General features: G+C 56.2%; 14 protein-coding genes. All 14 read left to right on the top strand.

What is annotated here, in order from left to right:
* Positions 1-68 precede the first annotated feature (68 nt).
* Positions 69-1,685, top strand: a complete 1,617-nt coding sequence (gene ftcD, locus DSCA_RS07100; RefSeq protein ID WP_155315763.1) for a glutamate formimidoyltransferase — start codon at positions 69-71, stop codon at positions 1,683-1,685.
* A 53-nt stretch (positions 1,686-1,738) separates the two neighbouring features.
* Positions 1,739-2,452, top strand: coding sequence for a TerC family protein (locus DSCA_RS07095; RefSeq protein WP_155315762.1), 714 nt, complete (start codon positions 1,739-1,741; stop codon positions 2,450-2,452).
* Entirely contained in the window at positions 2,445-4,001 is a 1,557-nt protein-coding gene (locus DSCA_RS07090; RefSeq protein ID WP_155315761.1) for an NAD(P)/FAD-dependent oxidoreductase, read from the top strand. Before DSCA_RS07095 ends, DSCA_RS07090 begins: the two co-directional genes overlap by 8 nt.
* A gap of 134 nt (positions 4,002-4,135) precedes the next feature.
* The gene (locus tag DSCA_RS07085) at positions 4,136-5,626 is read left to right on the top strand and encodes a helicase HerA-like domain-containing protein (protein WP_155315760.1); all 1,491 of its coding nucleotides are present in this window, start codon (positions 4,136-4,138) and stop codon (positions 5,624-5,626) included.
* A 26-nt stretch (positions 5,627-5,652) separates the two neighbouring features.
* Positions 5,653-5,790 (top strand): hypothetical protein, encoded by a 138-nt coding sequence (locus tag DSCA_RS07080; protein WP_155315759.1) that lies wholly within the window; start codon positions 5,653-5,655, stop codon positions 5,788-5,790.
* A gap of 14 nt (positions 5,791-5,804) precedes the next feature.
* Positions 5,805-5,939, top strand: coding sequence for a hypothetical protein (locus DSCA_RS32910; RefSeq protein WP_269434652.1), 135 nt, complete (start codon positions 5,805-5,807; stop codon positions 5,937-5,939).
* Positions 5,940-5,981: 42 nt separating this feature from the next.
* Positions 5,982-7,163 (top strand): LPS export ABC transporter permease LptF, encoded by a 1,182-nt coding sequence (gene lptF / locus DSCA_RS07075; protein WP_231716405.1) that lies wholly within the window; start codon positions 5,982-5,984, stop codon positions 7,161-7,163.
* Positions 7,160-8,236: an LPS export ABC transporter permease LptG gene (lptG, locus tag DSCA_RS07070; RefSeq protein ID WP_155315758.1), complete on the top strand. Its 1,077-nt coding sequence runs from the start codon at positions 7,160-7,162 to the stop codon at positions 8,234-8,236. The genes lptF and lptG overlap by 4 nt, the downstream gene beginning before the upstream one ends.
* Before the next feature lie 47 nt (positions 8,237-8,283).
* Positions 8,284-9,579, top strand: a complete 1,296-nt coding sequence (locus tag DSCA_RS07065) for a 3-deoxy-D-manno-octulosonic acid transferase (RefSeq protein ID WP_155315757.1) — start codon at positions 8,284-8,286, stop codon at positions 9,577-9,579.
* Positions 9,580-9,607: 28 nt separating this feature from the next.
* Positions 9,608-10,741, top strand: coding sequence for a tetraacyldisaccharide 4'-kinase (lpxK, locus tag DSCA_RS07060; RefSeq protein ID WP_167527651.1), 1,134 nt, complete (start codon positions 9,608-9,610; stop codon positions 10,739-10,741).
* Between the two features lie 223 nt (positions 10,742-10,964).
* Complete coding sequence (locus DSCA_RS07055; protein ID WP_155315755.1) at positions 10,965-11,489, top strand: pilus assembly FimT family protein; 525 nt, start codon at positions 10,965-10,967, stop codon at positions 11,487-11,489.
* Positions 11,490-11,518: 29 nt separating this feature from the next.
* Positions 11,519-12,205, top strand: a complete 687-nt coding sequence (locus DSCA_RS07050; protein ID WP_167527649.1) for a prepilin-type N-terminal cleavage/methylation domain-containing protein — start codon at positions 11,519-11,521, stop codon at positions 12,203-12,205.
* 28 nt (positions 12,206-12,233) lie between these two features.
* Positions 12,234-12,716: a type IV pilus modification PilV family protein gene (locus DSCA_RS07045; protein WP_155315753.1), complete on the top strand. Its 483-nt coding sequence runs from the start codon at positions 12,234-12,236 to the stop codon at positions 12,714-12,716.
* Positions 12,717-12,821: 105 nt separating this feature from the next.
* Positions 12,822-13,430, top strand: a complete 609-nt coding sequence (locus DSCA_RS07040; protein WP_155315752.1) for a hypothetical protein — start codon at positions 12,822-12,824, stop codon at positions 13,428-13,430.
* The last annotated feature ends 59 nt before the right edge of the window (positions 13,431-13,489 follow it).

The raw sequence follows: 13,489 nt of genomic DNA, 5'->3' as shown, positions 1-13,489 counted from the left end.
CCACCAGTTGGGCTGGCCGGAGGAAGGCTGAAATATGCCCCATTCCCATCAAACCAAACGAGGTACCCATGAGAAAAATCGTTGAATGTGTTCCCAATTTTTCCGAAGGCAACGACCGTGAAACCATTGATGCCATTGCACAGGCCATCACAGAGACGCCGGGCTGTACCCTGCTGGATGTAGATCCGGGAAAGTCGACCAACCGGACCGTGTACACTTTTGTCGGCGATCCGGATGCCGTGGTTCAAGGGGCACTCAACAGCGCAAGGGTTGCCAGGGCGCGGATCGACATGCGCACCCACAAAGGAGAGCATCCCCGAATGGGCGCCATGGATGTCTGTCCGTTCATACCGGTCGCCAATGTCAGCATGGACGAGTGCGTGGCGATCTCCAAAACGTTCGGCCGGTTGGCCGCAGAAGCACTGGGGGTCCCCTTTTTTCTTTACGAGGCGTCAGCGGTCCATGATTATCGTCGAAAACTGCCCCAGGTCCGGCAAGGGGAATACGAAGGCCTGGCCGGCCGTCTGGAGGAACCGGAATGGGCGCCCGATTTCGGACCGGCAGCGTTTGTCCCCCAGTGGGGGGCCACCGCCACCGGCGCCCGGTCCTTTCTGATTGCCTACAACGTCAATATATTGGGCACCAGCAACCAGGCCCACCGCATTGCCCTGAACCTTCGGGAAGCCGGCCGGGGGCCGGATGTCCCCGGCCGCTTGAAGGCGGTCAAAGGCATGGGCTGGTTCGTGGACGAATACAACATGGCCCAGGTAACGGTAAACCTGAATGATTACCAGGTCACTCCGATTCATACCTTGTTTGAGGAGGTTAAAAAGGAAGCGGCTGCACTGAACGTCGGGGTCGCCGGTTCGGAAATCGTCGGTCTGGTCCCCCTGGCGTCCATCCTGATGGCCGCGGATTACTACATGGAAAAAGAGAATCTGTTCATTCTCGACGAAGACCAGAAGGTCCGGCTGGCTGTGGAACGCCTGGGCCTCAACAGTGTGGCCCCTTTCGATCCCAAGGAGAAGATCATTGAATACCGCGTGGCGGAGACACCTGACGAACCCCTGGCAGCCATGCGTTTGAGGGACTTTGTCCAAGAGGTCGCATCGCGTTCGTCGGCTCCGGGCGGCGGATCGGTATCGGCCTTGCTGGTTGCCATGGGTGCCGGTTTGGGGGCCATGGTGGGCAAACTCACCTACGGCGTCAGAAAGTTTGAGTCGGTGGACGCACAGATGAGAAAATGCATTCCGCCGTTGCACGATGCCGCGGCCCGATTGATCCCCATGATCGATGCGGACACAACGGCGTTCAAGGATTTCATGGCGGCCCTTCGCCTGCCCAGGGGGACAGATGCCGAACGGACCGCACGGGCAGAACAGATGCAGGCCGGGCTAAAGAAAGCCATTGACATTCCCCTGACGACAATGAAGCTGGGGGACGGTGCCTGGGATGCCCTTTGCGACGTGGCGCGCTATGGCAACCCGGCATCACGGTCTGATGTGGAAGTCGGTGCCAGGACGCTGGAGACCGGTATATGGGGCGCCTACAAAAACGTGATGATCAATATGACCGACATCACGGATGACGAATTCCGAACCCGGATTGTCGGGGAAGCGGAAGCGATCGTGAAGCGTGCGGCGCAAAAATGTGCCGACGTACTCGAAATATTGGAAAGCCGATAGCCGACGGGCCTTTTAGCGATCCCGTCGCGGCAAGATACCAAGGGAGGTGGCCGATGGCAGATGCAGTGGGCCTGCTGGCCCTGCTGATCGGGTTGGAACTGGTGCTGGGGGTGGACAATGTCCTGGTGATTGCCATCTTTGTGGCCCGATTGCCCGAAAACCAGCGCCAGAAAGCGCGTATCATCGGGCTGAGCCTGGCCATGGTGGCCCGGATCGTCATGTTGTTCGTGGTGGTGGCCCTGGCCAGCCTGACCCGGCCCGTCGTCGCCGACTTTTCGGTCAGGGACCTGATCCTGCTGGCCGGCGGGATGTTCTTGCTTTACAAAGCCGTCCACGAGATTCATCACACCGTCGAATTCAGAGAACAGGAGAATGGGGATGGCGAGAAGGGGGCCGGCGCCTTTGGCGCCATCATCCTCCAGATTATTCTGCTGGATATTGTTTTTTCCATCGATTCGGTGATTACCGCCGTGGGACTGACCCAGCAGCTGTGGATCATCGTTTCGGCAGTGGTGCTTTCCTTTGTCGGCATCCTCTTTTTTGCCCGCCCCATCGGTGATTTTATTCTACGGCATCCCGCCTTGAAGATCCTGGCGCTTTCCTTTCTGATTACCATCGGGGTCACCATCTTTATGGAGGGTATGCATAAACATGTTCCCAAGGCCTACATTTACCTGCCCATGGGGTTTGCCTTGATGGTGGAGATGCTTCAGATGCGCTATGAGCACAACCGCCGGAGAAAAAAAGAGCTCACCACCGATGCCTGAAAACGTTTCTCTCACCCTGCCGCCCCCGATGGCGGCCGACCCGGAAGCGATCCAACGCGCTCTTTCCCAAAAGCTGGGGCATCCCATTGATGCTGACCGGTTCGTGATTGCCCGCCGCTCCATCGATGCACGCAAACGAACGATCCGTGTCAATTTAGGCATCCGGGTTTATGCCGCCGGGGAACTGCCGACGAAGGGGCTGCCGGAATTTAGCTACCGCGATGTTCGGTCCGCGCCACCGGTGGTCATCGTGGGCGCCGGCCCGGCAGGCCTGTTTGCCGCCTTACGGTTGGTCGAATTGGGGTTTCGGCCGGTGGTCGTCGAGCGGGGAAAGCCCGTCAAGGAGCGGCGTCGGGATGTGGCGGCCCTGAATCGGCGGGGAATACTCGACGGTGAATCCAATTATGCATATGGCGAGGGAGGTGCGGGTACCTTTTCCGACGGCAAGCTCTACACGCGATCCAGGAAACGGGGGGATCACCGCCGTGTGCTCCATCGGTTCCACCAGCACGGCGCCGATCCGCGCATTCTCAGCGAAGCCCATCCCCACATCGGTTCCAATCGTCTTCCCGGGATTGTCGCCGCCATGCGAACCACCATCGAAACCCATGGCGGTGAAATCCATTTCCGGCAAAAAGTGGTCGACTTGTCCGTATCGGGCGGCCGGGCGACAGGTGTGCGCCTGGCAGACGGGCATCGCATCGAGGGGCGTGCGGTGGTTCTGGCTTCCGGCCACAGCGCCCGGGATGTTTACGAAATGCTGATGGCCCGAAAGATTGCGCTGGATGCCAAATCATTTGCCATGGGGGTCCGGGTGGAACATCCTCAAGGCCTCATCGATCGGATTCAATACCATGGCCAGGCACGGGGGGACTATCTGCCGGCAGCAGCCTACCACCTTGTGCAGCAGGTGGATGGACGCGGGGTATACAGCTTTTGCATGTGCCCCGGCGGGTTTATCGTGCCGGCATCCACGCGGCGTGACGGTCTGGTGGTCAATGGCATGTCTTTCTCCAGGCGGAATTCTCCATACGCCAATGCCGGTATTGTGGTGGAAATCAGGCCGGGGGATATTCCTGTTCGGGATCCGGCGGGGCCTCTGGCGGGCCTGAACTATCAGCGCACGCTGGAGCACATCGCCTGTAAAAACGGCGGTGGCGGTGTCGTCGCACCGGCTCAGCGGCTGGCCGATTTTGTCAATAATCGTTCTTCCCCCCGCCTGCCGGCATGCTCTTATCCGCCCGGTGTGGTGGCCTCCTCCCTGCACGAATGGCTGCCCGATTCCCTCCGGCTGCGTCTGCAGGCCGGTTTTAAGGCCTTTGACCGAAAGATGAGAGGGTTTATAACCAACGATGCGATCGTGGTGGGGGTGGAATCACGGACATCCTCCCCGATCAGAATCCCAAGGGATTCTTCCACCTTTCAGCACATCGGGATGCCGGGGCTGTTCCCCTGCGGCGAAGGCGCCGGGTATGCCGGTGGAATCGTCTCCTGCGCTGTGGACGGTGAGCGCGTGGCCGCTGCGGTTGCCCATTTTCTGACCGGCTGACCGTCACTGTTTTTCCATTTTCTTTTTCCGACGGATGCCGTAAGATAAAAAATCTTATTCAAAATCGCCATGTCCGGGTATGTTCCATGCCGTCCCGATTTGAGTAATTGTGCGACATGCAAACGGAGGCCTCCATGAAGCAGACAGTATTGACCATCGGCGGCGCCAACGGACAGCTGGTTGGCCAATCCGGCCGCATGTGCAATCGACACGGCCTGGTTGCCGGTGCCACCGGTACCGGTAAAACGGTAACCCTGCAAACCCTGGCCGAGGGCTTTTCCCTGATGGGCACACCGGTATTTGCCGTGGACGTAAAGGGCGACCTGTCGGGAATTGCCGCAGCAGGATCACCCCATCCCAAAATAGAGGCACGGCTGGCAAGCATTCCCCTGCCCGGCTACCGTCAGCAACCCTGTCCCACCCTGTTCTGGGACATGGATGGGAAAAACGGCCATCCGGTGCGCACCACCATATCGGAAATGGGACCGTTGCTCCTGGCCAATCTGCTTGAACTTAACGACACTCAGACCGGGGTGCTTTACGCCGGATTCGATCTGGCCGACGATCAGGGGCTGCTATTGCTGGACCTGAAAGACCTTCGGGCGCTGCTGGCCTGGATGGGAGAACATGCCGGGTCCCTGCGGTCGGATTACGGCAATATCAGCGCTGCCAGCCTTGGCGCCATCCAGCGGCGCCTGCTGGTGCTGGAAGAGCAGGGGGCCGAGCGTTTTTTCGGCGAGCCGGCACTGCAGCTGGCCGATTTAATGCACACGGATTTTTCCGGCCGCGGCGTCGTGAGTCTCTTCGATGCCAGCCGATTGATCCATCAGGCGCCACGCCTGTACGCGGCCTTTTTATTATGGCTGCTGGCCGAATTGTTCGAGCAGCTTCCCGAGGCGGGGGATCCGCCCGTGCCGAGACTGGCGCTTTTTTTCGACGAAGCGCATCTGCTTTTTTCCGGAGCGCCGAAAACACTGCTGGCCAAAATTGAACAGGTGGTTCGTTTGATCCGGTCCAAAGGGGTGGGCGTCTATTTTATTACCCAAAACCCCATGGACTTGCCGGATAACGTGCTGGGCCAACTGGGACTGAAAGTCCAGCATGCCCTGCGGGCCTTCACGCCCAAAGACCAGAAAACCATCCGGGCCGTGGCCGCGTCGTTTGTTCCCAACCCACAGTTTAAGACGGCCGACAGGGTAACCACCCTGGGCATCGGAGAAGCTCTGGTATCGGTAATGGGTGATGACGGCCGGCCCCAACCGGTCCGGCAAACCCTCATCGCACCGCCGCAAGGCCGCATCGGACCGCTCTCGGCCGACGAGCGGTCGGCGGTCGTGCAGCGGTCCCCCATAAGAGGCCGTTATGACGATTCATTGGATCGGCAGTCCGCCTACGAAATGCTCAAACAGCGGGCCGAGGCTGCCCGGGCAGCAGAGAGCCGGCGTCTTAAAGAAATAGAAGCGGAGAAACAACAACGGCAGGCACAGCGACGGTCCTCATCCGGCGGTCGCCGCCGGCAGACCGCCGGAGAAGCCATGATGAAAAGTGCGGCGCGTTCCATCGGCAGCAGTATCGGCCGACAGATTATCCGAGGTGTGCTGGGGTCCATTTTCGGCCGGCGATGATGGGCGTCTAACCGTTTGGACAGTCAATGGCAATTGACTTTTCCGGGTTGTCTTATGGCGCAGGCATCGGCATGGATCCGGCAGGACATGTAATCGCCGAGGGTCATTTTCAGGTTCGTCCCCTGGCCATGAGCAGGGGGCGTGAACGCGCCTTCATCAAATGAAAAGGTGAGCTTCCATGGAAGAAAACGACAACGATCTTGAGGGTGACGGGCAGACTGAAGAAGAGACTGTTGAACCGGATGGGGACGATGAAAGTGACGCCATCCTGCATGAAAAAGATAAACCCTCATCCCCACACGACAATATCTGAAATCCATTCCGGTAAATTTTTTTTCGTGAATAGGGCCGTGAATTGTACAATCCATTTTCTATAATCAACCGATACCTGTTTCTGGAGATGCTGCCGCCATTTTTTATCAACCTGGCCTTCTTCTCCTTCATTTTTTTAATGAAACAAATCCTCGATATCACCGATATGATCGTCAATCATAAAGTCGGTGTCGGACCGGTCTGCCTGCTGCTGGTTTATACGATGCCCTATTTTCTTCAGTATGTGATTCCCATGTCCGTGATGATGGCCGTGCTGATGACCCTTTTGAGGTTGTCCGGCGATAACGAAATCATGGCGCTCAAGGCCGGAGGCGTGAGCGTATACCGGCTGTTGGCGCCGGTTTTGGCATTCAGCCTGATAGGAACCCTGCTGACCGGGTACATGACCCTCTTCGGCGTTCCCCATGGTTCGTCCCGCTTCAAAACACTGCTTTTCAATGTCGCTACAGCCAACCTGAATGTCGGTTTGAAGGCGCGTACCTTCAACGACAGTTTTGACAAGATCATGCTTTATGTCAATAAGATAGACCCCCACAACGGCGAATTGCACAGCGTGTTCATCGAAGACCACCGGAACAAGGAAGTGAACAATACCGTGGTCGCCAAAACAGGGCGGATCGTCGGCGACCCGAAGAACATGATTTACCATCTGAGACTCTTTGAAGGAACCATCAACCAGATGGACATGAAAGATCGTTCTTCCCATGTCATCCATTTTGAGACCTATGATATCCGATTGGATATAAAAGCCGCCATGACCAGCCCGGGAACAGGGGAGAAAGGTCCCAAGGAAATGACCGCCGCCGAGCTTAAAGCCTATATGCATCAGGTCAAAAGAACGGATAAAGAACGGTTTTTCGGCGCCTCCCTGCAGCTGCAGAAAAAATTTGCCATTCCCGTGGCCTGCATTGCCATGGGGCTGCTGGCCCTGCCGCTTGGTGTTCAGACCAAAAATTCCCAGAAGGCGTTCGGCATCGGACTGGGGCTTTTCTTTTTCTTGCTGTACTACCTGCTCATGTCCATCGGCACGGCCTTCGGAGAAAACGGAAAATATCCGCCGGCGCTTGGTATGTGGGTGCCGAACTTGACGCTTGGCGGATTCGGCACCTATCTCCTGGTTCGGTCGGCAAGGGAGAAGCCATCGTTATTCAGATGGCTGGACCCGATAGTGGCAAGGGCGATAAAATGGGCGGGTAAAAAATGACGATTCTCTACCGCTACGTCACCCGGGAAATTCTCATCTGCTTCTCCATTGTATTGGTTGCCGTGCTGAGTATCTATCTGGCGGTCGATTTTATCGAAAAAATAGATAATTTCATGGAGGCGGGCGTTTCCGCCAGCCGGTGTGTCGTCTATCTGCTGTACAAGCTGCCGTTTATTTTGGTTCAGATTGCGCCCGTTGGATTTTTATTGTCCATCCTTGTCGCACTGGGACTGATGAGCAAAAACAACGAAGTCATCGCTTTGAAAAGCTGCGGCATCGGTAAAACCCGGCTGCTGAAACCGGCCCTGGTACTCGGCCTTGTTTTTGGGTGTCTGCTGTTCGTGGTTGCCGAAATGCTTGCGCCGGTTTTTATGGTCAAGGCCAACCAGATCTGGCTTCAGGAGGTGAAGAAAAAAAATATCTTCGCTTCCAAAACCAATGACATCTGGATGCGCGCCTCCCGGCAGATTATCCACATTAAAAGTTATCAGCCCGATAAAAAACGTATTTCGCGCATTGCAATGCATACCTTTGATGACCAATTCAGGCTGATCAATCGGATTGATGCCCAATCCGGTGAATTTATAAACGGGCAGTGGCGCCTTAAGGATGTCGTCGAACAGGCCTTTGATGAAAATGACGGCGGTCACCAACTGAGGTCCCTGGATACGCTGACTGTCGAGATCGATCTGAATCCCGATGATCTGGCCCGGGCCGCCAAACGATCCGATGAAATGGGGTTGGCCGAATTGGGCCGGTATATCGAAAAGGTGGAGCGGGAAGGGTACGGTGCCGTTCGCTTTCGGGTGGATTATCACGGCAAGATTGCCGCGCCCTTTGTGTGCCTGTTTCTCAGTGTGCTGGGAACAGGGATCGCCCTTCGCGGCAAGTTGCGCGAGGGGATGCCGGTGAGCATCACCTATGGATTGGGGATCGCCTTTCTTTACTGGATTTTCAACAGCTTCTGCCTTTCCCTGGGTTATGCTGAAATGATGCCTCCTGTAGTGGCAGCGTGGGTTGCCAACATTGTTTTTTTCAGTGTTGCCGGTTTTTTAATACTCAATGCCCATTGACCGGCCAGGGCGCGGCACACTGTTTTTATAGCGATAGAGGACGTTTGATGATTATCGGCTACAACGTTGTCATGGTGGTAGCGATTCTACTGTTGTGGCCGATCTGGGTCCCGGTGGTGGGGTTTAGAAAAAAGCATCGTCGCACCTTTTTAAAACGGCTGTTCATGGAGGCGCTCCCCCGAAACGATACGGCTTCCGGGGACGCTGGGGGGCCGGTCTGGATCCATGCCCTTTCCGTAGGAGAAGTACTCTCGGCAGAACCGCTGGTGAAAGCGTTGGCCCAAAAAATTGGTGGCCATCGGCTGGTCTTTACGGCGTCCACCCAGACCGGTTACGAGATGGCCACCCGTGTGATGGCCCCCCACGTGGCCGCGATCAGGCATTTCCCTTATGATACCCCATTTTCCGTGAGACGGGCGCTGACGGTTGTTGGCCCAAGGCTGGTGGTGATCGTGGAAACAGACATCTGGCCGAATTTCCTCTATAGCCTGAATCGATGCAAAATACCCGTTCACCTGGTAAACGCCCGGCTCTCGGACGGGTCGTTTCGCGGATATAAACGCATCGGTTTTCTCATGTCCCCCCTGCTGTCCCTATTCGAGCGTATCTGTGTCCAGACGGATTCGGACCGGTTCCGTTTTCTTGAACTCGGCGTTTCTGAAAAAAAACTGGCCACGGTGGGCAATATCAAATTCGACCAGGCACCCGTCAGTGTTTCCGCCGAAGACCTGAATCGGCTTTCTGAAGGATTGTGTCTCTCGGAAAGTGCGCCGGTATGGGTGGCCGGCAGCACCCATCAAGGGGAGGAAGCGGTATTGTCCGATGCCTATCGCAGCCTTCGGGCAACAGGCATCGATGCGGTGCTGATTGTCGTTCCGAGAGATCCGGGGCGGGCGATTGCCGTGTGCAGCATCTTCAGGCGTTCCGGTGTGGATGCCAGGACCATGGGGCAGATCGAAAGGCAGCCCTCGCCTTCTGCGGTCGTGGTGATCGACAGGATTGGAGTCCTTCGCCAGCTCTATGCCCTGGCCGACGTCGCCTTTGTCGGGGGAAGCCTGGTTGACGCGGGAGGCCATAATCCCCTGGAGCCCGCCTCGGTGGCCAAGCCGATCTTATTCGGTCCTCACACCAGCGATTTTCGCTGGATTTGTCAAACCCTCGAAAACGAAGGCGGTGCCATCCGTGTGGACGATGCGCATCAACTTGCCGGACAGGCAGGGCATCTGATGGTCAACCGGGATGCCAATCGTCGTGTCGGGCAGCGGGCCAGAGACGTGTTTATCAAAAACAGGGGCGCCGTGGAGCGAACCTTGGCGGTTATCGGAAGTGACATCCACCCCTGACCCCGTATGGCAAAATAGACCCGGATCCATGAACAGACTCAAAGACGACCTCGAACGGCTCAGATGCCGCATCGAATCCGCGGCAAAGGGAAACCTCCCGGCGCCGTTTTTTTCCCTTGAAACGGCGCTGTCGGTTCTTTCCATCCTGTATGGCGGGGTGATGGGCATCCGTGCCCTCCTGTATCGAAAAGGTGTGCTTCCATCCGAAACCCTGCCCTGCCGGGTTGTGTCTATCGGCAATCTGATCGCCGGCGGAACGGGAAAGACGCCCATGACGATTATGGTCGCACAATGCATCAGGGATCTTGGATTTCGTGTGGTTGTGATCAGCAGGGGATATCGGGGCCGAATGGAAGACGCTGGTGGCATTGTCAGTGATGCCGAGACCGTTTTACAAGGCCCTGAAAATGCCGGGGATGAACCTTTCCTGATGGCAGGTCTGTTGAAGGGAATCCCCGTTGTCGTTGGAAGACGCCGGTTCGATTCCGGCATGATGGCCGTGAAGCGTTTTCAACCGGATGTCATCGTGCTCGATGATGCCTTTCAGCATCTGCGATTGAAAAGAGATCTCAACCTGGTGCTCCTGGACAGCCGCTCTCCGTTTGCAAACGGTCGTCTGCTTCCACGGGGACTGTTGAGAGAACCGCTGTCGGCGTTGAAGCGGGCGCATGCGATTGTTTATACGCGTTGCCAGGACGACGGACTGCCTTCCGGTCGGGGGGCCTTGCCTGTCTCTCGGCCCGTTTTCTATACGGACCATATCCCGGTGATCAGAAGGGCCGAGCCGGGCGATGGGGCCCTTTTCCGTGAACCGATGGATCTGTCCGCCTTGAAGGGCAGAAAAACAGTTGCCTTTTCAGGCCTGGCGGACAACCGGCAGTTTTTTCACTCATTGAAACAGGCTGGCTGCGAGCTCGTTCATGCGTTTTCCTTTCCAGATCACCACCGATATGGTTCCGGCGATTTAAAACGGATCGCCGAAACGGCCAGAAAAACAGATGCGGATGTGGTGGCCACCACTTACAAGGATTTTGTAAAAATTGAAGGCGAGACGCGCTGGCCTGTGGCGTTGGTAGCGATCGATGTTGAGATTCGATTGTTTGGTGATAGAACACACTTTCTCAATTTTATCTCCGAGGGACTCTCGGAGGCAGATGGATAAAAGTCTTAAAAAATTTAATAGCTGCCCGGTGATGCCTTAAAAAAATTTAACAATTGATATGGCTGCAGTCCAATACATCTTATCACCATCGTGAGTTAAATAATCTTTAACATACTGCAAATAAAGCGCATAGCCTTAATTGTACCTCCCGGTGACGTTGGACTTTTAAATGTGGCATAAAAATTGTTTTCATAGTGAATAAACCAAGCATGGGGGAACTTTGATGCAGCCTGATTCCGTTTTCAAATTTGATGACTGCCAAACAGCCAGGCGGCATTCCATCCTTCGGGAAAAAGTGGGGGGGATGAGGAATCGCCGGTCCGGGTTTACCTTGATGGAATTAATGGTGACCATTGCCATTATCGGTCTTTTGGTCGCCATCGCGACACCCAATGCCATTGCCTGGCGAAATAACGCGCATTTCAATGCCGCCGTCCGTGAAGTCAAAGGGGCCATAGAGGGTACGCGCATGGCCGCGATCAAAACCAATCTGCCGGCGAATGTCATTTTTAACGGAACCAACACCTTCGATACCCAGACCCGGCGTATAGTGGCCGGATCACCGGTGCTGGGACCGTTGAATACGCATCGACTTGCGCGGGGGGTTACGGTCACTGCCAATGGTGGCGGGCAATTGACGTTTAACAACCGTGGCATGGCCAACAACCTGACCGTGACCGTCCAGCACTTCAACGGATTGTCCCGGGATATTATCGTCTCTATCGTCGGCAGTTCAAGGATTCAGTAATGTCCATCATTCAAGAGGTCCCAAAGGCTATGAAACATAAAGGAAATCAAGGGTTTACGCTTATAGAACTGCTCGTGGCCATGGTCATCGCATCGATTGTCATGGCCGCGGTGGTTTCCGCCTATCAACTTCAGGTGCGCGGTAAGAATACCCAGGAGGTCCTGACGGATATGAACCAGACGGCCCGGGCGGCACTGGAAATCATGATCCACGAGATCCAGACGGCCGGTTGCGACCCCTTAAGAACGGCTGATGCGGGGGTCCTGATCGCCGACGCCGGCGAGTTCAGTTTCGTCATGGACATCGGAGACGGCGCCAGTTTCCAACCGGACGGCGCGGCGGATGACCCCAATGAACGCGTTCGCTACGCGTTGTACACCGACGGCACCGGCAGCCAGAACCTGGGCCGGGCCACCGGGACGGCCGCCGACGGTTCCGGCGGGACATTGCAGCCCCTGGCCCGCAACGTGGATGCCCTGGATTTTGTCTACCTCGATGAAGACGGAAATATAACGGCCGCAGTTGACGAGATCCGCAGCATCCAGTTGACCGTGGTGGCCCGTTCCGGCCGTGAGTCAGGTGGATTACTGCATTCCTTTACCGATGCCACGGCTTACCAGAACCAGCAGGGGGATGAAATTCTTGCAGCCCAGAACGATTCGTTCAGACGGCTTCTGCTGACCACCACGATCAATTGTTACAACCTGAACAACTAACCGCCCGACGAGAAGGAGTGGTTCAGACATGGCTCCCACGCATTTTTCCAAAAAAGACTCCGGGTTCACGCTGATTGAAGTGCTCATCGCCATCGCCATTTTTTCGATCGGCCTGCTGGCCGTGGGCGCGCTCCAGGCCCGATCCCTGATGGCAACCGGCGATGTCGCCCGTAAAACCGAAGCCTGGACCATCGCTGATGAGCAGGTGGCCCTGCTCAAGGCCATGCCCTTTTATGCGGATGACCCGCCGGTGAATCATCCCGCCGATCTGGTCGCCGGCACTCACACGGCAGTTGACCTTAGTGGTCGTTACACCGTGCACTGGCGGGTCTGGGACGATGATCCCATCAACCAGCAGAACGCAACGGTGCTTGCGGGGGTTCCGGCAGGCACATACACGGTATGCAAACGAATTACCCTTGCAGTGACCCCATTGGGCGGCAATCCACCTGACGATACCATCGCCGAGGTGCAATTTATCAAAACATGGGCCGCCACCGGAATCCAGTAAATAACAACCGGAATGAGACTGCCATCCGCTTTGAATTTTTTTTCCAGAGGTTTGTGAATGCGAATACCGAGAAGAAAACTGAAAATTGGCCGGCCCGGAAACGGTGTGACAAATCGCCTGTTGAGCAACGAGAACGGTTCCGTGATGGTCCTGGTCCTGATGGTGCTGGCCATCATGACGGTGATTGGAATCGTGGCTTCCAACACGGTGATCACAGAAAATTCTATCATCCGCAATGTGGGCATCTACAAGCAGAATGCCAGCCTTTTGGACTCGTCCCTCATGAGGGGGCTGCAGGAATTTCTGCAGATCCCCGATAACGATCCGGACAATTTCACCCCGGCGCTGTCGGTTTGGATCAACGACGTAAACAATGACCCTCCGAGCGTCGGTGACCCCGAAGAGTTCATCAATACCATCTGGTACGAAAGTACGTTCACCCAACGGTGTCTGAATGCAGCCAATTCAAACGTCGCGGACTCTCTGCCGATCCTCGCCGACCGGGGCGAAGACCTGAATGACAACCTGCGGTATGCCGTCGTGGGGTGGGAGGTTGTGGATCTGGGCACCAGCGGCAGCGAAAGCATGTCAATGGGAAAGCCTGTGTGGCACCAAGGCCGGATTTTAGGAGAATATGTCTCCCTGGATGCGGGGGGCGATGGAAACGGAAACGGTTTGATGCGCATGGAAATCGGCGTGAAAAGAATGTGGTAGCATTTTCGTTCGGCGGCACCCGTTGATTGCAGGCAGGTACAATGGGCCGCCCGACCAAC

Origin of the sequence: Desulfosarcina alkanivorans (genome assembly GCF_009688945.1) — a bacterium.
Taxonomy (GTDB): domain Bacteria; phylum Desulfobacterota; class Desulfobacteria; order Desulfobacterales; family Desulfosarcinaceae; genus Desulfosarcina; species Desulfosarcina alkanivorans.
The sequence above is the reverse complement of the archived record's forward strand: the minus strand, read 5'-3'. Positions and strand labels throughout refer to the sequence as shown.